Origin of the sequence: Methylophaga sp. UBA5088 (assembly GCF_002414625.1) — a bacterium.
Taxonomy (GTDB): Bacteria; Pseudomonadota; Gammaproteobacteria; order Nitrosococcales; family Methylophagaceae; genus Methylophaga; species Methylophaga marina.
This window is the reverse complement of the sequence record NZ_DIAC01000084.1, coordinates 12,711-33,461: the sequence shown is the minus strand read 5'-3', so window position 1 is coordinate 33,461 and position 20,751 is coordinate 12,711. Positions and strand designations below refer to the sequence as shown.

Here is a 20,751-nt window from a genome sequence, read left to right as displayed (position 1 = left end):
CCGGGATTAAGTTGGCGTACTGTGGCAAGCGGCATTTCTTGTTGCGATGTCACAAGCGCGCCTTTTGTAATGCTTGATGGACTGATATAGCCGCTTATTGGGGCATAAACGCGCGTGTAATCTAAGTTGATTTTTGCATTTTTCACTTCCGCTTCCGCCAGGCTGACAGCCGCTTTTGCCTGTTCATGACTGGCAAGTGCATCGTCATACTCTCGATGACTCACGGCATTGGATGGGATGAGCAACTTATATCGGTTTACAAGCAGTTCTGCGTTTTTCTCACGTGCTTTGGCATCCTGCAAATTAGCCATGGCCATTTTATAGTCTGCTTCATAACGAGCAGGATCTATCTGATAAAGTTGCTGCCCCTCTTCTACGAATGACCCTTCTTTAAATAATCGCGACTGAATGATGCCACTAACTTGTGGCCGGATTTCAGCAACCTGATAGGACACCACGCGTCCGGGTAGCTCATCACTACGATTAACGGGTATGGGCTTAATCTCAATGAACCCGACATCTACAGCTTGCTGACTCTTCGCGCCCTGTTTTGCTGCACCTTCGTTTTTCTTGTCCTCGCCTTGTCCATCACAGGCTGATAGAGACAGAGTAAGGGCAAAAAATATAATAAACAAAGGCATAATATTCACTGTTATAGCATCCTATCGGCATGGCTTATTTTGTATTCACTTCTTTATTGAAGAGGCTATTGGTTGATAGTGGGTTTGTGTCTAAAAACGCCACTTTTCTTGAGTACACATCGACCATAGCCGTATTTTCCTAACGTTTCAAAAAAATCGCTGAGCGATTGAATCGAGAGAACGATGATTCATCGATCACTGGGCGTCTCAAAAGATACTTTTTTAGGGGTAACCCTCATGCTTGGTCATTTTTTTGTCGCACACAAAAAGCATTTAGCAGCATCAATATGATGCTGCTAAATCTGCTCTTTCAGACTGCTGAATGTGTCTTAACGACTATTCTGGACTAACTCGCCAGATGGTATTACCGACATCATCGGCTACCAATAGGCCGCCCATTTTATCTACGACGACACCGACCGGACGTCCTCTTGCGTCACCATCTTCATTAACAAATCCCGTCAAGATTTCTTGAGGCAGGCCATCAGGTTTACCATTTTTAAATGGCACAAAAATGACTTTATAGCCACTTAACGGTTTTCTGTTCCAGGAGCCATGTTGTCCAACAAATGCGCCATTCTGATATTTGTCAGCCAGTAAATCCGCTTCATAAAACGTCAAGCCCAATGAGGCCGTATGTGCGCCCAATGCATAATCGGGTTTGATGGCTTTTTCTACTAACTCAGGCCGTTGCGGTTGCACTCTAGAATCCACGTGTTGTCCGTAATAACTATAAGGCCAGCCATAGAAAGCACCCTCTTTAACGGAGGTCATATAGTCCGGCACCAGATCACTGCCAATTTCGTCACGCTCGTTGACCGTTGTCCACAGTTCACCGGTCTGCGGCTGCCAGTCGAGTCCATTTGGATTACGTAAACCGGAGGCAAATAAGCGTTTCTCACCTGTTTGCAAATCCACTTCTAAAATAGCGGCACGGTTTTCTTCTGCTTCCATGCCGTTTTCACCAATATTACTGTTGGAACCCACGGTGGCATACAGCTTGGTGCCATCTTCATTGGCAATAATATTTTTGGTCCAGTGATGGTTAATGGGACCACCCGGTAAATCTGTCACATGCTCTGGTTTAGCCGTGATTTGAGTTTGTCCTTCTTCATAGGGAAATCGCACAATCTCATCAGCATTGGCGACATAAAAATCATTGCCGATGAGTTCCATACCAAAGGGTGAATGCAGATTCTCTAAAAAGACATGCCGTGTTTCAGCGACGCCATCGTTATCTTCATCACGGAGAAGGGTGATGCGATCAGCACTTGGAACGGCTGCACCTGCATCTTCTAATACCATGCCTTTAATCCAGGATTTAAAGCTCCAATCTGAGCTTTCACTCTTCGGTGCATTTGATTCAGCCACCAATACATCGCCGTTGGGTAAGATATACAACCAGCGAGGATGATCTAAATCCACAGCAAACCGGTTCACCGTCAGCCCTTCAGCAACAGTGGGTTTTTCATCAATCGGCCACCCTTCTGCGGGGGCAATATTTAATGTAGGAATAAGCGATGATTCTGGCGCGACCAGGACGGGATCTGGCCCGACATCAGCTTGTGAAGCAATTTTTGAGGTATCACCACAGCTAGTGAGACTGATGGCCATGATACTGATCGCGGCGCTGTACTTATAAAGGTGCTGCATCGTGTCCTCCTTTGAGTGAAAGCGATAACTTAACTAGATTTTGGAAGAATAAATATTTGAGTCTAACAATATTGCCCTTACCCATGACTTGCTTTGGGTTAAAGGGGATTGCTTGAAATAGGTCAATATGAACGCCATATAAAAAATGACCATGGAATTCTTTAATAATTCACATTGTCATAAAAAGCGGTTTATTCACCTTTCAAGGAGATAACATGCAAATTCAGGTAAATACCGATCGTCATATTCCAGGTGACGATACGCTCACTGATTCGATTCGTGAGGAATTACAACACGCTCTTAAACGCTTCGACGAGCACGTCACTCGTATCGAAGTCCACCTAAGCGATCAAAACAGTGAAAACCGAGGCGGAGCCGATGATATTCGCTGCCTGATTGAAGCTCGCATAGAAGGTCATCAACCTAATGTGGTCACCCATGACGCGGCCTCTGTTAAACAAGCATTTACCGGGGCAACCGATAAAATCAAACGTGTACTCACCACCACGATTGAACGCATGAAATCACACTAAGAAAGTCGTTTTTATCAATCAAAAAAGGCCAAACAATTCGATTTGTTTGGCCTTTTTTATTTTGATGCCCAAGGGCCTTTAATGAGCGAATATCTATTTATCTGTCATACAAAAGGCATTACTTCATTCAGGGCAAGTTTTACTGCAATTGGACATAAGAATTAAATCGTCAAAAAAGTGATTTAAGAACGATCACTGACCACAAATTCATACATTCACTGTAAAAAGATAGCTGTCATTTTTACGTAAAGACCGAACGATAATATATGGTCTATGAGACCTTAATATAACGCTGATCACAATTGAACGTTGCTTAGCGTTACAAACTATGGAATATTTAACCAAGATAAACAACTTCTTACAGCTACTAGAAAGTAGTGAGTTGTTTACAAAAAGGAATCAACCACCATTCGGAACGGATACCTTGCCATAATCATGGCCTCTACTCAGAAAGTATCCACTTCCCAATTGATCAAACAAGCCGCTCTCATAAAAACGGCTGTTATCCAGCCACAAATTAAGCCGAGAAAGATAATCCAATCTAAGCAACTTAAATTTGCTTACCTAAGCCACAACCAATATACATGGAGTAATAGATGTTCAAGATGATGTTCTTTTTTGTGTCAGTTCTTCTCAGTTTTTCTGCCTTTGCAGGAGGTACAAAACCAACTCTTTCTAGAGAAAGCATAGGAGATGTTGAGGGGATCCTTAAGGATGAAAAAACATGGGCTGCTCATGAACTCGTTGCTGAGCAGAGTTATCAATTTAAAGTCGATCAGCCTCTGAGTTTAGGTGTTTTTGATGTGAAACGCCCCTTACCTATTCAATTGACTTTTCTCAAGAAGGAAGACGCGGGGACAGCAAACTGCCGAGCCTATTTTCTTGATAAGAATTTTTCAGCCAAAGAGGCTAAGTTATTTTTTGAGCAACACGCAGGCTCGAAGCTAAAGTTATTAAATGGTCAACTAGTTAAACTCACCAGCAGTGGTGGTTCTGCCAGATGGTGCAAATTTACTGACTATAAAGTACTGGCAAGCAAAAACGAGCGAGAACAGGCAAGCCAGAGCAAAGCAACTGAGGATAATGCCTATCAATTTGAAGGCACGATAAAAGTCCTTGTTGCTCGATTGCATTCTTCAAGCATGATTATGCGTCAGCTAAACGCAGGGGATATCACACAGAAAAGTCTGTTTGAACGTTGTGACAAGACGCTGACGATAGCCCCACCTCTTGCTTCACACATGAAAGGGCCTGCATATATGAATAAAGAGGCAACAGTTCATGTAACGATAGAAGGTAGGAAATGTGTCGCGACAAGCGTTGTATTTGACGCTAAATAATTGATTGCTGTTGGTGAAATAGCAGCGAAAATAAAATCAATCACTCTGACTTTATTGGGTTTCAGGCAATTGCTTCTTGCCAATCCTATTTATAAACCACCACTGGCAAAAAACTAACTGCTTGCGGTGAATAAAATGGTTAATCACCGCATTAAATGCAGTGAATAAGCTTGTTCTTGCGGTGAATAAAGACTATTATCACTGCATAATTTGCGGTGATTAATATGTGGATATACCAACACAACAACTGGCCTGACTTTTCGTGGAATGCAGACGCCCTAGCTGCCAAGCTGGCTGATATTCGTCATCAGCAGGGCCGTTTACTTGGCAGAATGGAAGCGATCGGTTTTGACTTGAGAAGAGAAGCCAGCTTAAGAACATTAACTAATGATGTGGTGAAATCTTCCGCCATTGAAGGCCATACACTAAATCCTGAGGAAGTACGTTCCTCCATTGCTCGTCGCTTGGGTATGGATATTGGCGGTTTGATTCCAGCTAGTCGTGATGTTGAAGGTATCGTGGAAATGATGCTGGATGCGACACAATTTTTTTCCAAACCTTTAACAAAAGCACGTTTGTTTGATTGGCATGCAGCACTTTTCCCTACAGGGAGAAGTGGTATGCACCACATCACTGTGGGCGATTGGCGCTTAGTTGAGAATGACCCTATGCAAGTCGTTTCAGGTCCAATCGGAAGAGAAAAGATTCATTTTGAAGCGCCAGCCGCTGACAAAGTGAATGCAGAAATGAGCACGTTTATAAAGTGGTTTGAGAGTAAATCTGCTATCGACCCTGTTATCAAAGCCGGCATTGCTCATCTCTGGTTTGTCACTATTCACCCTTTTGAAGATGGAAATGGCAGGATTGCCAGGGCGATTGCCGATATGGCATTGGCAAGAGCAGATAAGATGCCCGAGCGGTTTTATAGTCTGTCTAATCAAATTGAGAGTGAGCGAAAACAGTACTACGCACATCTCGAAAAACAACAACGAGCAACACCGGATATCACAGAATGGCTAAGCTGGTTTTTAGATTGTTTGGGCCGGGCTATTACCAATGCAGATGAAACGCTAAGTAATGTGTTATTCAAAGCTAGATTATGGGATAGAGTTAACCAAAACCCGGTTAATGAACGACAGCGCCGTATTATCAATCGTATGCTTGAAGATGATTTTCAGGGACACATGAATACCTCTAAATATGCCAAGTTAGCTAAGTGCTCAAACGACACGGCATTACGCGATATTCAGGATTTAGTTACGCGACAACTCTTTATACAAAACCCAGGCGGTGGACGGAGTACGAGTTATAGGCTAACTGGTGAGATAGATTAATGGGATTTGTTTTTCAAGAAGTACGACCCCTTGATTTTTCGCTCATCTGAAGAAGCGATTAAAGTCTCAGAAAAATGTTGGCTCAGTCTGGTTAGCCGAAAAAGTCTTAAAGCTGGATACGTCTGTACCCGTTTATATTATTGCCTTTTCACCAAAGGGTATCTTTACTCGTACCGATAACGCTGCACAGAAATTAGCAAACGCTTTAAATTTGGATTTCCCCATTTTTGTTGTGTGCCTTAAAAGTGACTCGAAAGAATTTGGCAAAAAGATTAAAGCGATTGGAAAGCGGATACTTTAAAAGAGGAATCAAGAGGGCAACAGTTTTATTTTGGTTTAATTATTAAGTTGGCTGACTCATTAATTGGACCCCTTAATTTTTTGAGCAAATTAAAAATCAAATACTACGGTTCTATTGAATGTGAGAAATCTCTAACTTTCAATTAATTTCTATGTATTATGCATATGAAATTGTCTTAAATATAGACGCATCAAGTGGATAAGAATGATACAACTAAACCAATATTATACGGATAATAAATATGGTGACTTTCTTGTCGGTAAATTTAGTTCTTTATCCCCAAGGCTAGCTCTAGACTTAGGCTTTGGTTCAGGAAGTTTACTAAACGCAGCTAGGCGTCGATGGAGTGAACTATGTCTGATCGGTGTTGATATTGATAATGATAATGTCAGTCGCGCAAAGCTAAATAGCTCTATAGAGGCCCTCAATCATAACGGTTTTGATCCATCGTTACCGGATATTATCAAAGATAAATATGGTGATATTGATTTATTGGTAGGAAATCCCCCCTATTTTTCTCGAGAACTTGATCAAGATGCCAAAAAAATTCTACGAAAAGTAGGCATGCTGGATTGTCTTCCAGCTAATGCAAAAAAAGTACCTGCTGAACTAGTTTTTATAGCTCAAAACTTAAGGTTATTATCAAAGTCTGGGGAATTAGGTCTAATTGTTCCCGCTGGATTAATATCCGGTGAGAAATGGAAGCCTATAAGGGAATTTCTATTTACCAATTATAATGTGACTAATGTAATTCAGTTACCAACTAACAGCTTTAAAAACACTGATGCACAAACTTTTATATTAATTGTAAAACAAAAACTATCTTCAGAAGAAACTGTATCCATCTCATACATCAATGCACCACAGAGTATGCAAATTTCGACGAAGGATGCTTCAAATAGAGCTGATTTTATGTATTACAAGTCCACATCAGTAATATCATTACCTTCGGATATTTCTGAGAATGATTTCTTTCTGTTTCGGGGAAATAAATCAAAAAATGAGTTATCGATATTAGTTGATAATTTCATTCATACAACTGACTTACCAGCTGTTCCCTCCAATGGGTTTTATATAAATACACCATCAATTCATTCCAATAATATGCAGAAAGGAGATATATTAATTGCTAGAGTCGGAAGAAGATGCCTCGGCAGAACTCTCTATGTTAATCAAGGTAGTCTTCCAATAAGTGATTGCATTATTGGTATTCGTCCAAGTTCACTTGAGGTTGCTGGTATATTATGGGAAAAGTTATCACACCCAAGGTGTAGAAATTTTTTACAAGAAGTTTCTTTGGGGGTAGGTGCAAAATATATAACTTACAGAACTATTACGGACTATTTAACGACAGGCTGTCATGCAACTTCCAGAGAATTTTGAACAATTTAAATCCGTAGTTATTGAAAAAATAAGAACGTACTGCGACACCAATATTTGGCCTTTTGACTATGAAATCTTTAGTGGTTGGCTTAATAACTTCGAAAATGCTCTCGACGAGTATCTTGCCTTACAAATTCTAGATAGTTTGATTGTCAGATCCTATGATATGGCCAGAGCCAGTTATTCAAGGGTTTTATTTGGTCCCATCTGGCAATACATAAGTGAAGAAACAAGTATCCCAATTGGTAAAATAGATGATTGGAAGTCACATTTACGTAGTGGAGCATTGAATAAGCAAATAAGATTTGCACCAGTGAAATTATTAGATGATCAGGGAGAATCGGGAGGCGCTATTTATAGATTACTCTCATCTGACGTTAACACGGATCGTTACGGACTTGCCAAGGCATCGGTCGCGCCAGAATTACTTATTCTTATTGATGATTTTATTGGAAGTGGTGATCAGTTTTCTGACTTTGCCAAAGAGTTTGATTTAGCCAATAAGTTACATCTCTATAAGATAATCTATTGCCCTTTGATAGCTTTCTCTGAAGGTATAGAGAAAATTAACAACCTCTATCCAGACTTAACCGTTATTGCAGGTGAATATCTTGATGAGACAGATAGCTTTTTACGGGGAGAACCTAATGATCAATTTAGAAATGATCCCCAAAATACTGTGGCCGATGTCAAAAAACACTTACAAATATTGAAAACAAAATATTCGCCAAAAATGGAAGATTGGCTTGGCTACAATGAAGCTGCTCTTCCATTGTCATTTGAGTGGGGGTGTCCAAATCAAACTCCTCCGATCTTATTCATGGATTATTCTCCAAAAAAGAAAGGTTGGAGTAAGCTGTTTAACAGAAGGGCTCTATGAAGATAACCGACATCATATATGAACTCTCTACGGCAAGGATGGAGTTCCAAACCTCAACCGGTAGTGTATTGAATTACTTTGTAGTTCCATTTTTCATAGACCGACTGGATCTTCGAAAAATATCTCACACTATAGCGCTTGCAGGATCTCGTGGTTCAGGTAAAAGTACATACATCCAGTACTTTTCGCACTCTACACGCTTCGACAAAGCTTTGGATGTTATTAAAGATGATGAATTCGATTGCATTTTGCTTTATTGGAAACCTGATATAGCATACTGCCAAGGATTAAAAACTAGCTGGTTAGGTGATTCAGCACTTCATTTCTTTACTCTCCACGCATCACTTTCGCTGATGGCCGAACTTTCAAAACTTGTTACCAATATTAACAATCATTTTCCAGAATTAGTTACTGCTATGAACGATAAGGGGCATTTTTGGAATGCAGTATCTAATGTAACAAAGACACAAATACGAGATATTCAAACTCTAAATGATTGGTTAATGAGTTACCAATATGAGATATCCACAAGACTAAATCCTCTAAATACTGAAAACTTATTATCGATTCAACCAAAGCATATGCTTCAGTATTTGACTGAGGCCTTGCGTGCCGATTACAAAAAATTTGAATATACAACATTTAAAATTTTTATAGATGAATTTGAGCTGTTAAATATAGAACAGCAAAAACTAATCAATACATATAGGAAAGAATCAACTCTTTTACTTAACTGGAATGTTGCCTATAAACTTAACTCACAACCAAGTAAGGAAACTACTAGTGACGAATGGCTTCAGTCACCAGATGATTATGTTGAAGAAAATCTAGACGATTATATTCATTCTGACTACGCAATTTTTGCTGCAGAGATTTTTTTATTAACACTTCAAAATGCAGGGTTGCAATGTAAGTCATCTAGATTAAGTCCAAGCTTTTTAGGAACTAGAGGAAATATTGAGCTTCGCCAAAGCAAATCCTATCAGGAAGAAGTTTTTGCAATAATTAAAAATCTATTACCATCCCCATCAATTCCTGAACTTTCAAAACTTTGTTTTTCTAGTAATTCCGTACAAACAAAATTAACTAATATTCTTAACGGGTTAAACCTTTCAGATATTGTTAAGGAAGAGATACGTAAAAATCAAAGTCTTGCAATCACCATTTTGGGTACATACAGACAAAAAAGTTTTTCATGTGAACTAATTGAAAAGTATGTTCTTGGACAAACCAGCGCTAGTCAAAATACGAAGCTGAAAGATAAAGTCAGTACATACGAATTTAATACTCTCCTTTCCCTTAATTTACAGCATTCTTCATTAGATATTCCTGTATATGCTGGATTCGAGAGATTTATAACTATGACGAGACCAAATATTCGTCATTTTAAAGAACTTTGTCTTTCGGCATTCAAGCATTCAGACGCATCTCAGTCAAAACGTGATTATTTATACATAGAGGATATTCCTCCTATCCCTTATCGGAGTATGCATATTGGGGCTATTGCTAAGAGTTCATCATTAGTCAGTGAAGTAATTAGTTATCCACCTCATGGAAAGAAATTATCCCAAATGGTTAACCGAATTGGAGAACTTTTCAGAATATCCCAGAAATCTAGTTATCAAACTGAACCTGAAAGGGATATTTTTACGTTTCCGTATGATTATTCTGGAGCAGAGGAGGAGCTAGAAGCCTTTTTGGCATCAGCTTTAAGTTGGAGAGTATTAGTAGAGGATGATTCTAAAAGAGTTAAAGATGACAACCAAATTACAAATAAAGAATTCCTGCTAAACCCAGTTTATGCTCCAAAGTTTGGAATATCGTTTAGAAAAAAAAGAGGGATATCATTCACCTTAAATGAGTTTAAGACGATAGTCGCTGGTAGTTCTGAAGACTTTGAAGCAATTAGAAAGTCATATCAAAAGAAATGGAGGGCTAATAACGGGGATGAGAGGCAAGGTAGTTTGGAGTTATGATAAAAATCTCATCATGGAAGTCTTATCGCGCTAATGAACTTTCGAGAACTAGCTTAAATTCTTCCTATAATGCGACATTTACATTTATAGATCAGTATGATGACCGTAGTAGTTGGTCATCAAAATATATTGATTCTGTGTCAGAAGACATAATAACTCTTGACTATTGTCATGCTGAGACTGCTCTTGTTATTTCTGGTGAGAAATTCAATCTATTTGATTTACAAAAATACGATATACCGGAAGGCAAAATTCTTGTTGATTCTACTTCTCTAGCTCTTCCCGAGTTAATGCATCTATTTTCAATTCTGAACAACAAAAAAAAATCATTTGACGTGATGTATGTACAACCAAATAATTACACAATGTCAAAACCTCAGGGGCTAAAGGCTACACAATCTTTTGATTTATCTGATGATGGGGAAGGAATACAGCAACTACAGCCATACGTAAACTTTAGTAATAATACTGTGATTTTTTATTTTCTAGGATGGGAAGGTCACAGGCTTGGTGGACTAATAAATTCTGAAGAATATTTCTCAAGAAATATTACATGCTTAGTAGGAATTCCTCCTTTCAAAACTAGCTGGGATTATAAGATCTTATCAAGTAATTACAGTCAACTATCTGAACTTAGTAACATCACCACACCTAGATTTAAATATGCTGGAGCTAATGATCCAATAAAAACATATGAGATCATCGAGCAGGTATATAAATCTGCCTGCTATAGCCAGCAATCTCTCTCCCTTGCACCATTAGGTACCAAACCAGCGACAATTGCAGCAGCTCAATTTGCTGTAAACAATCCGAGATTAATCATGCTGTATGACTTTGTGAAGAAAAAAATTAAACGCTCAAGTGGTGCAGATATCGTACATATTTGGAGTTTTGATTATGAAGATTAAGGATACAATTTAGCAGCTCCGATTTCCAGAACCAAGGGGACAGCGACAGCCAACTTGATTCTTAAATCAACAGTGTCAGAAATCAACAGTGTCAGAGCGTTTGATTCCAAATCATGACGAGCAACTATAATGTGATACACCACCGACATCGCTCAGCTCCTCTGGCATGAGGCGATAATATTTTTCCTCGATGTCTTTTGACTGTTCAGCGTAGGGTTGTGTTATCACATCCTGTAACTCACGGAGAGGTGTGTAATCACCTTCGGCGGCTTGTTTATAAGCAGCAACGAGCTGCCACTCTCGCAGAATATATTTCGGATTAACCTGTTTCATTTGGCTGGAAACCGTTTCACGTGAACGTGTAGGAGTTGCATCGTTTATGTCACTGATGCCTACCAGCGATTGCCATTTATCAAGCCATGCTGACCAGTGTTGCTCAATTTCCTGAGTGTTTGGAGAGGTTGAGTTAATGCCATTTTCAGCAGGATTCAGTTCAGCATAAAAGCTTTTTTTCAGTGGGTCGATGTTGTCAGGTAACTCTGAGAGTTCACGAAAGAAAATGGTGTAATCGACGAGTGTCAGTGTCATCAGGCTGATAAGTTCGCTGAATAATGCCTCGTTATAATCCTCAAGCCCGAGTTTAGCTGCCCACATCTTTTCCAATTGCTTTTGCATGACGTTAGCAAAGCCGTGTTGAACCTCTTCAAGCTCTGATAGGTAATGCTGATCGCCCTTGAGCAAAGGCTGTAAGGCTTTACAAAACATGGCAAAGTTACGCGCTGCCGCGGCGGGTTGGTTAAAGAATGAGAAATGACGTCCACCGCCGATCCATGGTTGGTATACAGGATCAAACGTTTCACAGAAGCCAAAAGGACCGTAGTCCAGTGTAAAGCCGCCGACAGCGCAATTATCACTGTTGAAATTGCCTTGGCAGTAACCGACACGTATCCAGTTAGCGATAAGTGAGGTGAGGCGTTCACGAAACGCCTTGGCCAGTAAAATGACTTTGGTTTCGATATTCAGGTTGTTATCGATAACGTCAGCATATTCTCGAGCGATTACGTGCAAGACGATCTTTTCCAGCTCATTCATGGCATTTTCATGTGCATGTTTCACAACACGACGGGCAAATAGCTCAAGTTGACCCACACGAATAAAGGAAGGGGCGACTCTCGTTGAGATGGCAACGGGTTCATTGATAACAATATCTGGTTCAGTGGACGCCGAACCCTCCGAATACCAGGGTCGTCTGACACGTTCGGTTGTGGAAGCATACAAACTTAATGAACGCGATGTGGGTACCCCGAGTGCGTACATGTGCTCTTGAGCCATGAACTCTCTAATACTGGAACGTAAAACCGCTCGACCATCTGCACCTCGGCAGTAGGGTGTTCTTCCACCACCTTTTAACTGCATTTCCCAGCGTTGCCCTTTGATAACCGCTTCTAATACGGAAATGGCTCGACCATCGCCGTAGCCATTACCGGTCTGGAAGGGACATTGTTGCGTGTATTCCGTACCGTAAATGGACAGGGCGTAACCCGTCGCCCAACCGACTGGGCGAATAGGCTCGGGAACATGAGTGAGATCGCCAGAGAACATCTGAGTGAAGTCTTGCGTGGTCGCTAGGCTGTCAGCGAAACCCAGTTCATCGAAAAAGGTTTTGCTGTGTGTCACGTAAACGGGGTTGTCGATTGGCGTTGGCTTTACCGGGACATAATGACCCGAGAAAACTTGTCTTGGAGTGTGATCTTCGCCATTTACCGTCGCGTCAGGATCACGGTTAAGTGAGTCCATAAGCGAGTAGCTTGTCAGTTGTGCAAGGTCGTCGAGTGTTGCGACTGTTGAAGTCATATTTTCGGAGGCCTAATCAGTAGTGTCAGGGTGTTTGATCTCACCATTATGAGTGGCTTAATCTGGTTAAATGCCAAGTTAACATTTAACTGAATTTACTCAAAATCAATAAGACTGAATGTTGAATTTATATATGAGTATCAACCGTAGAATTTATTGACTTATTTTTGCCTTTTTCAGGCTGAAATAAAAAATCAATACAGGCAAGGTTCCGTAGATTAGTAATATTCTCCAGAATGTAGTTGGCAGACTATAAAAATAACCATATGCAATTTTTAGTATGAATATAAAAAGAATGGTGGAGTAAGTTATCCCAAACCATTTCGGAATTAGTACTTTCTTGCCAAACCGCAATAATGTTAGAACCACAATTCCTAAAATAATCATGCTAAACCCAACAAGTATAGAGCGAGCCGTCTACATCACCAGCTTTATAGACCAGCCATAATTGGGTAAGAGTGATTAAAGTAAAAATAACGATGTACAGTCTAGATAGTATTTTCATCATTAATCTATCTTTGTCATAAAGGCTGGCAAAACATTACCCTGCTTATCTTCCATCAACAAACCGATATCAAACAATTGTCGTATGTCTCTTGAGCGTGTTTTATCTGTCAGTTTGCTATACATCGCCTGATACCAAGCCGCTTGGCGTAGTATTTTGAGCTTAGTCGGCGAACCTTTAGCAACTATTTCATTCACGATGGCATATTGTCTGTCGTTAATCTTTTTTTGATCATGGAATAGCTTTACGCGAGCTTCATAAAGCACCATGTGGATCATCCTGTTCACTCGATCATGTAGTGCGTTAATGGTGTCCAGCATTCCGTTCAGAAAAAACATGATAAATGCTGTATTGGGGTAATCCTGTTTCTTATCAGCTGCTTTTCTGCAGTGATTAAACAACGCGAAATAATGGTCAATATTTTTCAGGTAATAACGTGCTTGAGCAAACGGTGCATAGCGAAATCCATCAGCATAGAGAATGCCTGCTTCTAGTACTCTTCCTACCCGACCATTACCATCCCAGAATGGGTGAATTAACTCAAAGTAAAAATGTATTAATGGCGCACGGATTAAGGCTGGAACGCCTTTAGTTACAAGTTGTTGGTTCCATTGCAGTAATTCACTAAGTAAATGATGAATATCGGTACCAAGTTGGGGTGGTTTATAAATACCACCGTGATCGCTATCACCTACTTTGGTGATCATGCCGTCAGGATTATCACGTAATACTCCCGGCTGATTCTGTTCACCCGAATTAGACAGCTTGAAATAGACCCGTTTATGGATGGCCATCACATCCTCAAAGTTCGGTTGCCAATTCGCTTTATCCGCCTGTTCACGAATATAGTCATAGGCGGTTTTGATATTTAATGCACGTTGTTGCTGGATGGTTTGAATTTGTTCAGGAGTTAACTCGAGAGCCGCTTCTGTTTCCTGCTCAGAAAGTTCTCCACCTTCAATTGTGTTGGTGCCAAAGACCGAGCTGACAATCACTTCTTTTTCAAGTTGGGTGGCAACATGAGCCAATGGAGAATCTTTAAAACGAGCCTGTGCATCAATGACCCTCTGCAACAGAATGTCAATTTGCTGAGAGTCCAGCCCAAGTTGCAGCTTGAATATACCCGAGCGTTTAGTCTCAAGGCGTTTTATACACTCATTGTCGGAAAAAATGTCCATAAAATATTATGTATCTTTGTATTTTTTATCAATAACTTAAGATATCATGATAAAAATAAATGTCCATTAAAATGTCCGGCTTTGATTGGCTTAAATATTCTTTGGTTATCCTGTATTTTGTTTATTGCATTACTCAGAACTTAATTCTGTTCATATTTAATCAAGCCTAGCCTAACTTCCTAAAAATCCAATAAGCGGGGCGAATCAGTAAAAAGTGAATAACTCTGTAAATCCAGGTGATGAGGATATAGAGCGGACTAAATATGCCGAGTAGTGGCAGGTAAAATAAAACAAAAACTATTCTGTGTAGCAGGTAACGGATAGTAAAAGGAAACCAGTGACGATAATTAACTCTGTGTGGTGAGGCCCAGAGTTTTAAATACAAAAACCAAGATGTTTTATAAGTAGCCAGACCAATCACTAATGAAGCGATTAAAGAAAGATGAACCCATGATGGGATAGCTGGGTGGATGCGATCATCCAGTTCTTTTGCACGTGCTTCATTAGGCTGAAGTAGCATGGCCGATTTTGTCAAAACATTCAGTGGCATTGAGGCGAGCTCGATGACGCTGTTTTGCTTTTCGACGGCTGCTTTAGTTGGTACGCGATGATCAAAATGCAGTGCAGTGCGTAACTTCCCGGAGGTATCAATATCAATAGGTATTGGAGCCGACGAATTTTTAGCGGCGAAGGCATTATAAAAATCGCCGGTTGTGTATGAGTTTAAACTGCCATCATCTTTCTTTTTTTGCCAGTCTTTAGCCAAGGTTTGTAAGGTCTTTTTCGGTTTATCTGAGCCGAGAATGATCAGGCTGATATCTCTATCAGCAGCGACCTTTTCTAAATCCTTCACAGCGATTTTTTCTTTGCCATGCATTAAAAAGCCATTTTCTACCTTGGCTGAAATAACAAAGGTTTGCTGACGCATTGTTTTGAGTGCGTTCAGCAACTGATGAGTACCGACTTTATCCACCGGTATTTTTGAGCCGTAATTTTGTTTGGGTAGGGTGACTTCAGGATTATCAGCCAGTTGAATCAAGCGCATATTTGACGAAGAAATGGGGCGTTGTAACTGCCACATGGCCGTTTTTAATGTACTGATATCGCTAATGTTGATACTGATATGGTTATCTATCAGTTTGGTTGTTGGGCTGGTGGTTAGTGAATAGGTTTTGCCTTGTCGAGATTTAATCTTGATGGCTACGTCCGAGGGGAGTTTATTAAAGGCATCCAGTGAATAAGGGAGGTGACTTTCAGACAGTAATAAGGTGGCTTGCTTGTTTGCATCTGCCGCGGTTTTAGTGAATTGATGAACGGGTACGCTTTTGCCATCAGGTGTTTTTGCTAGCCATTGATTTTGACTAGGGTTAAAACTAATTTCGGCGACGCCGCCTTCTGGATAATGGGCTAACTCATCAGCAAACCGAAAGGACGAGCCATGGGGGCTATCCGGTGCATCTATACTTTTCCCTAATTTTGACAAGCCGGAGATCAAACCTGCTTCAGCTGAAGGTTGAGCAACAGTAAGTAGGGCGGACAGGAGCAAGAAAAGCCAGCGTGTTTTAGTGAATGATGCAGTCATTGAAGGCGCGTTCCTTATGGCCAGCCAAGGTACGAACAAGCGTATAAGCAATAAGTCATTGCAACAACACTCGGTACTAGCTAAACATTCTGCTGTTACAGCACAAATAAAAAAGCCCCGAGACTTTGCAGTATCGAGGCTTTCGTATTCGTATGGTACCCAGGGCCGGAATCGAACCGGCACGCCGGATTAGGGCGAGGGATTTTAAGTCCCTTGTGTCTACCAATTTCACCACCTGGGCAACAAGCCGCACATTATAACGAAGATTTTCGATTTGTTCACTACCCTTTTTACTATTTTGTTACAGATTTAGGTAATTGGTAGTGGGCTTCGATCATTTCACGAGTCAGAATGCCGTAGATTCGTTCAATCATTGGTGCGTTCTGACGGCTGACGTAAAGCGCTTCTACATGATGTTCATTCAGGGCCCGGTGTGCTTCGAACAAACTGGTATGTAAGGAAATTTTGTGCACATCTCGGCGTGTGCCGGGAATTTGCATTAAGTCGATTTCGGTATTTTCACCTATGTCTTTGACGCTGACAGCTCTGGCCAGATCGCTGGCGGGCATCATTACTACAGGAATGCGATCGCGGGTAATAATGATCCATTCGGGGCTGTTTTTTAAGGTTTGCATGGCCATTTGGGCGCTGATGGTTTGATTTAACGTGACAAAGTTACGTTGCATGGCCGCGCCCACACTGATCTTACGTAATGCTTGTGAGATGGGGTCATTTTGAAAGTCGAGACCACGATAACGAAGAATGCTGACAAATAAGGCATCAAGCTTGAAGTAGTCATGAATAATCAAACTGGAGAAAACGATAGCGAGCATGCCGGGCAGGATGATTTCCGGATTACCGGTTAATTCCAGCATCGCCATTAAAGCCGCAAGTGGGGCTTTGAGTGTGGCAGACATCATCGCACACATACCGATAACGGCATAAAAGGTCATGGAAGAGGCATATTCCGGTAAGGCTAAATTACCGATATAACCCAGGATCGCACCAGCACATGCACCCACGACCATGGTGGGGCCGACCATACCTGCGGGGATACCAAAACCCACACAAGCAGAGGACAGGACAAGTTTCAGCACCAGGATAATGACCAGGCTGCCAATCGCGATTTCATTAGCGGAGATACTGCCAATAATGCCGTAGCCCATGCCCATCACTTCAGGCACGGCCATGCCAAACACACCCATTAAAATACCGGCATAGGTTGGACGTAACCAAGCAGGATGTTTACTAAAGGTGCCGGAAAACAATTGTAGGCTTTTTAAAGATAAGGTGGCTAAAAAACCAATAATGATGCCCAGAAAAATAATGTAGGGCAGCTCCCATAACGACTGCATTTCGGAGGCAAGGTTAACAAAAACCGTATCATCTCCAAAGGTGAGCCGACAGACCACTGCACCGGTTACCGCTGCCAGAATGACTGGAATAAAACTGGCAATGTGGTATTCCATCATGATGACTTCCATCGCAAAGATCACACCAGCGATGGGCGTATTAAAGGAGGCAGCAATGGCGGCGGCAGAGCCAGAAGCAACTAGAATACGCACACTGTTATTTGGGAGCTCTAACCCGCTTGCAAGCAAACTGCCACTGGCAGCACCCAGATGCACACCCGGGCCTTCACGACCGACAGAGTGGCCTGTAATGATGGCGATACTGGTACCTATAAATTGCCGGACGGCATTTTGCCAAGGCAGACGACCCTCATAGGATGAGAGCCGTTCGATAACATGCAAAATACCAGTGTTACGTTGCTCTGCATCCAGTCCGCGAAATAACAGCCCAATTAGCAAGCTGCCGATAATGGGGAGTGCCAGTAACCAGTACCAGGGTAATGAGTCGTAACTTTCCACTTCACCGGAGGGGAACAGGGCCATTTGACCAAAATCAATGGTCAGGCGCAGTAGAATAATGGCGAGACTCGACAGTAATCCGGTAATGACAGCAAGCACATACAGCTTGACGCCCAATCGACCAAAGATGAAGTACTGTCGGAGTTTTTCCAGCATGTGCCCTATATAACTTTGGAAAATCGCTGCCTTGCTTGTTGACTGTATTTATCAAACACCATGCAGATATTACGAATTAACAAGCGGCCGGCGGGTAAGACTTCTATAGAGTCCCATTTATACTGCAACAGGCCGTCTTGGGCAAATTGTTCTAGGTCTTCAATGGCGTCGGCAAAATAGTCGTTGAAGTTGAGGTTGTAAGCTTTTTCGATAGTGGGAATATCCAGAGCAAAATCACAAATTAGTCGGGTGATGATGTCTCGGCGACATTTATCATCGTCATCCAGCTCAACACCACGTAAGACCGGCAATTTGCCCGCCTTAATCGCTTCATCATATTCCGGCAGTGTTTTCACATTTTGCACATAGGCATCACCGACTTTACCGATGGAGGTCACACCAAAACCAATCAGATCACACTCAGCACGAGTCGAGTAACCCTGGAAGTTGCGATAAAGCTGTTTGTTTTGTTGAGCTAGCGTCAGCTCATCGTCTGGTTTGGCAAAGTGATCCATGCCTATATATACATAACCTGCGGCGGTCAGTTTATCGATGGTGCGATGCAGAATCTGTAATTTCACCTGTGGTAGTGGAATGTCAGCCGTAGCAATTTGCCGTTGTGTTTTAAATAGATCAGGCATGTGAGCGTAGTTGAACACGGACAAACGATCAGGACTGGCAGCAATCACTTTATCCAAAGTTTCGCTGAAGCTTTCTACGGTTTGATGAGGCAGACCATAGATCAGATCCAGGCTGATACTGCGGAAACCTTCTCGACGGGCAGCGTCTAAAATCGAGAAGGTTTGTTCTTCGGTTTGAATACGGTTAACGGCTTTCTGCACCTTAGGGTTGAAGTCCTGCAAACCGAGGCTGATGCGGTTAAAGCCAAGCTCTCTTAATAGTTTTATGGTGGCGTCATCGGCTTCACGTGGATCGATTTCAATCGAAAACTCACCTTTGTCATCATCTGCTAAGGTGAAGTGTTGACGTGTGTGCGCCATCAGTTCACGCATTTGCTGATGAGTTAAAAATGTAGGCGTGCCACCGCCCCAGTGCAGTTGTTCAACTACTCGGTTTGAGTCGAACAATTCAGCCTGCATACGGATTTCTTCATACAGGTTTTCTAAGTAAGGCTGAGCATGCTGGCGGTTTTTGGTGATGATTTTATTGCATGCACAATAGAAACAAACGGTATCGCAAAACGGCACATGGAAATACAGAGAAAGCGGGCCTCCACGCTGATTAGATAAAGAAATATGTTGAGCGTATGTGTCGGCTGTAAAACCATGATGAAATTCGACCGCTGTCGGGTAAGAGGTATAACGTGGGCCGGCTTTGTCGTAACGGCAGATTAATCCTTCATTAAATTCAATCGCATCAGTCATGGTTTTATTCCTAAATAATGTGCGCAAAGTATAACCAGCGAGGATTTAAGCTGTTTTATTATCCGAACAGATCTTGACCTGGATCAAAGCTAGCAGTGGCTGCTGACGGATTGCTTGAGAAAAAGAATCGCTTTGCCTTTATAAATCATCCATTTTGGTGGTTTGGAAAAGCGGTTATCTACGGTATTATTAGCCTCTTTTTTAGCATCTCCGGCAATCATCTATGAAAGTATTAGTCATCGGTAGCGGTGGGCGCGAACATGCTCTCGCCTGGAAACTGAATCAATCTCCAAAGTGTTCTCAGGTTTTTGTGGCACCCGGTAATCCCGGCACCGCCAGTGAAAGCAATATCAGCAATGTGGATATCAAAGTCGAAGATATCGCCGGGCTGGTGAAATTTGCTCAGGACAACGCGATTGATTTAACCGTGGTGGGGCCGGAAGTGCCATTAACCATGGGTGTGGTTGATGCCTTTGAAGCTGCCGGTTTACGTTGTTTTGGTCCATCAAAAGCGGCGGCAGAATTAGAAGCCTCAAAAAGCTTCACTAAAGATTTCCTCGCTCGTCACCAGATTCCAACCGCGGCATATCAAGTATTTACGCAAGTGGATGAAGCCAAAGCTTATATTCAAGAGCAGGGCGCACCCATTGTTGTTAAAGCCGATGGTTTAGCAGCAGGCAAAGGCGTGATTGTGGCGATGACCGAAGCCGAAGCGATTTCAGCGGTTGAAGATATGCTGTCTGGCAATGCCTTTGGTGACGCCGGTAGCCGTGTGGTTATTGAAGAATTTATGACAGGCGAAGAAGCCAGTTTCATCGTGATGGTGGATGGCGAACACATCCTGCCATTGGCGACATCACAAGATCACAAAGCTCGCGACAATGGCGATAAAGGCCCTAACACGGGTGGGATGGGCGCTTATTCTCCTGCACCTGTGGTCACCGATGAGGTGTTTACACGCATTATGGCGGAAGTGATTGAGCCAACTGTGAAAGGCATGGCGGCTGATGGTCGCCCTTATACTGGCTTTTTATATGCGGGGCTGATGATTGATCAAGCAGGCGCGCCACGCGTAGTTGAATATAACTGCCGTTTTGGTGATCCAGAAACTCAGCCGATTTTGATGCGTTTACAGTCGGACCTAGTCACATTATGTGAAGCGGCATTAGACAAGCGTTTAAACGAAGTCGAAGCTGAGTGGGATTCGCGTGCGGCCATTGGTGTGGTAATGGCGGCTGGCGGCTATCCAGATAGTTACCGTAAAGGTGATG

At 41.9% G+C, this 20,751-nt stretch carries 15 protein-coding genes and 1 tRNA gene; 8 read left to right on the top strand and 8 right to left on the bottom strand.

Annotation, left to right across the window (positions count from 1 at the left end; genetic code table 11):
- On the bottom strand, nucleotides 1-641 hold a 641-nt coding region (locus tag B4K20_RS10485), incomplete at its 3' end, for an efflux RND transporter periplasmic adaptor subunit (protein ID WP_289282850.1).
- Nucleotides 642-977: 336 nt separating this feature from the next.
- Nucleotides 978-2,294, bottom strand: coding sequence for a PQQ-dependent sugar dehydrogenase (locus B4K20_RS10480; protein ID WP_289282847.1), 1,317 nt, complete (start codon nucleotides 2,292-2,294; stop codon nucleotides 978-980).
- A gap of 215 nt (nucleotides 2,295-2,509) precedes the next feature.
- Between B4K20_RS10480 and B4K20_RS10475 the strand changes: the two genes are divergently transcribed.
- The 7 genes from B4K20_RS10475 to B4K20_RS10445 all read left to right on the top strand — a co-directional run bounded on the left by B4K20_RS10475 (nucleotide 2,510) and on the right by B4K20_RS10445 (nucleotide 10,949).
- Entirely contained in the window at nucleotides 2,510-2,827 is a 318-nt protein-coding gene (locus B4K20_RS10475; RefSeq protein WP_007144355.1) for an HPF/RaiA family ribosome-associated protein, read from the top strand.
- A 596-nt stretch (nucleotides 2,828-3,423) separates the two neighbouring features.
- On the top strand, nucleotides 3,424-4,167 hold the full coding sequence (locus B4K20_RS10470; RefSeq protein ID WP_289282846.1) for a hypothetical protein: 744 nt from the start codon (nucleotides 3,424-3,426) through the stop codon (nucleotides 4,165-4,167).
- Between the two features lie 224 nt (nucleotides 4,168-4,391).
- Nucleotides 4,392-5,501: a Fic family protein gene (locus tag B4K20_RS10465; protein WP_289282845.1), complete on the top strand. Its 1,110-nt coding sequence runs from the start codon at nucleotides 4,392-4,394 to the stop codon at nucleotides 5,499-5,501.
- 505 nt (nucleotides 5,502-6,006) lie between these two features.
- Nucleotides 6,007-7,185 carry an N-6 DNA methylase gene (locus B4K20_RS10460; protein ID WP_289282844.1) on the top strand — a complete coding sequence of 393 codons (1,179 nt, stop codon included), beginning with the start codon at nucleotides 6,007-6,009 and terminating at the stop codon, nucleotides 7,183-7,185.
- Nucleotides 7,163-8,065 (top strand): phosphoribosyltransferase-like protein, encoded by a 903-nt coding sequence (locus tag B4K20_RS10455; protein ID WP_289282843.1) that lies wholly within the window; start codon nucleotides 7,163-7,165, stop codon nucleotides 8,063-8,065. Before B4K20_RS10460 ends, B4K20_RS10455 begins: the two co-directional genes overlap by 23 nt.
- Entirely contained in the window at nucleotides 8,062-10,041 is a 1,980-nt protein-coding gene (locus B4K20_RS10450; protein WP_289282842.1) for a hypothetical protein, read from the top strand. Before B4K20_RS10455 ends, B4K20_RS10450 begins: the two co-directional genes overlap by 4 nt.
- Nucleotides 10,038-10,949: a hypothetical protein gene (locus B4K20_RS10445; RefSeq protein ID WP_289282841.1), complete on the top strand. Its 912-nt coding sequence runs from the start codon at nucleotides 10,038-10,040 to the stop codon at nucleotides 10,947-10,949. Before B4K20_RS10450 ends, B4K20_RS10445 begins: the two co-directional genes overlap by 4 nt.
- Nucleotides 10,950-11,060: 111 nt before the next feature.
- Here the strand turns inward: B4K20_RS10445 and B4K20_RS10440 are convergent, their stop codons facing one another.
- From B4K20_RS10440 to hemN, 6 genes are all read right to left on the bottom strand, one after another.
- Nucleotides 11,061-12,803 carry a protein adenylyltransferase SelO gene (locus B4K20_RS10440; RefSeq protein WP_289282840.1) on the bottom strand — a complete coding sequence of 581 codons (1,743 nt, stop codon included), beginning with the start codon at nucleotides 12,801-12,803 and terminating at the stop codon, nucleotides 11,061-11,063.
- 507 nt (nucleotides 12,804-13,310) lie between these two features.
- On the bottom strand, nucleotides 13,311-14,486 hold the full coding sequence (locus tag B4K20_RS10435) for a Fic family protein (protein WP_289282839.1): 1,176 nt from the start codon (nucleotides 14,484-14,486) through the stop codon (nucleotides 13,311-13,313).
- A 166-nt stretch (nucleotides 14,487-14,652) separates the two neighbouring features.
- Nucleotides 14,653-16,068, bottom strand: coding sequence for a hypothetical protein (locus B4K20_RS10430; RefSeq protein WP_289282838.1), 1,416 nt, complete (start codon nucleotides 16,066-16,068; stop codon nucleotides 14,653-14,655).
- A gap of 153 nt (nucleotides 16,069-16,221) precedes the next feature.
- Nucleotides 16,222-16,309: transfer RNA gene (locus B4K20_RS10425), tRNA-Leu, on the bottom strand.
- A gap of 52 nt (nucleotides 16,310-16,361) precedes the next feature.
- Nucleotides 16,362-18,095, bottom strand: coding sequence for a chloride channel protein (locus B4K20_RS10420; protein ID WP_289282837.1), 1,734 nt, complete (start codon nucleotides 18,093-18,095; stop codon nucleotides 16,362-16,364).
- 5 nt (nucleotides 18,096-18,100) lie between these two features.
- A complete protein-coding gene (gene hemN / locus B4K20_RS10415; protein WP_289282836.1) occupies nucleotides 18,101-19,480 on the bottom strand; it encodes an oxygen-independent coproporphyrinogen III oxidase in 1,380 nt (459 codons plus the stop codon).
- A gap of 223 nt (nucleotides 19,481-19,703) precedes the next feature.
- Between hemN and purD the strand changes: the two genes are divergently transcribed.
- The coding region (gene purD, locus B4K20_RS10410; protein WP_289282835.1) for a phosphoribosylamine--glycine ligase at nucleotides 19,704-20,751 on the top strand (1,048 nt) is incomplete at its 3' end.

What these genes read in the sequence shown, in the direction of transcription:
- B4K20_RS10480 (WP_289282847.1), bottom strand. Translation starts at nt 2,294, where the DNA reads ATGCAGCACCTTTATAAGTACAGCGCCGCGATCAGTATCATGGCCATC.
- B4K20_RS10475 (WP_007144355.1), top strand. Translation starts at nt 2,510, where the DNA reads ATGCAAATTCAGGTAAATACCGATCGTCATATTCCAGGTGACGATACG.
- B4K20_RS10470 (WP_289282846.1), top strand. Translation starts at nt 3,424, where the DNA reads ATGTTCAAGATGATGTTCTTTTTTGTGTCAGTTCTTCTCAGTTTTTCT.
- B4K20_RS10465 (WP_289282845.1), top strand. Translation starts at nt 4,392, where the DNA reads ATGTGGATATACCAACACAACAACTGGCCTGACTTTTCGTGGAATGCA.
- B4K20_RS10460 (WP_289282844.1), top strand. Translation starts at nt 6,007, where the DNA reads ATGATACAACTAAACCAATATTATACGGATAATAAATATGGTGACTTT.
- B4K20_RS10455 (WP_289282843.1), top strand. Translation starts at nt 7,163, where the DNA reads ATGCAACTTCCAGAGAATTTTGAACAATTTAAATCCGTAGTTATTGAA.
- B4K20_RS10450 (WP_289282842.1), top strand. Translation starts at nt 8,062, where the DNA reads ATGAAGATAACCGACATCATATATGAACTCTCTACGGCAAGGATGGAG.
- B4K20_RS10445 (WP_289282841.1), top strand. Translation starts at nt 10,038, where the DNA reads ATGATAAAAATCTCATCATGGAAGTCTTATCGCGCTAATGAACTTTCG.
- B4K20_RS10440 (WP_289282840.1), bottom strand. Translation starts at nt 12,803, where the DNA reads ATGACTTCAACAGTCGCAACACTCGACGACCTTGCACAACTGACAAGC.
- B4K20_RS10435 (WP_289282839.1), bottom strand. Translation starts at nt 14,486, where the DNA reads ATGGACATTTTTTCCGACAATGAGTGTATAAAACGCCTTGAGACTAAA.
- B4K20_RS10430 (WP_289282838.1), bottom strand. Translation starts at nt 16,068, where the DNA reads ATGACTGCATCATTCACTAAAACACGCTGGCTTTTCTTGCTCCTGTCC.
- B4K20_RS10420 (WP_289282837.1), bottom strand. Translation starts at nt 18,095, where the DNA reads ATGCTGGAAAAACTCCGACAGTACTTCATCTTTGGTCGATTGGGCGTC.
- hemN (WP_289282836.1), bottom strand. Translation starts at nt 19,480, where the DNA reads ATGACTGATGCGATTGAATTTAATGAAGGATTAATCTGCCGTTACGAC.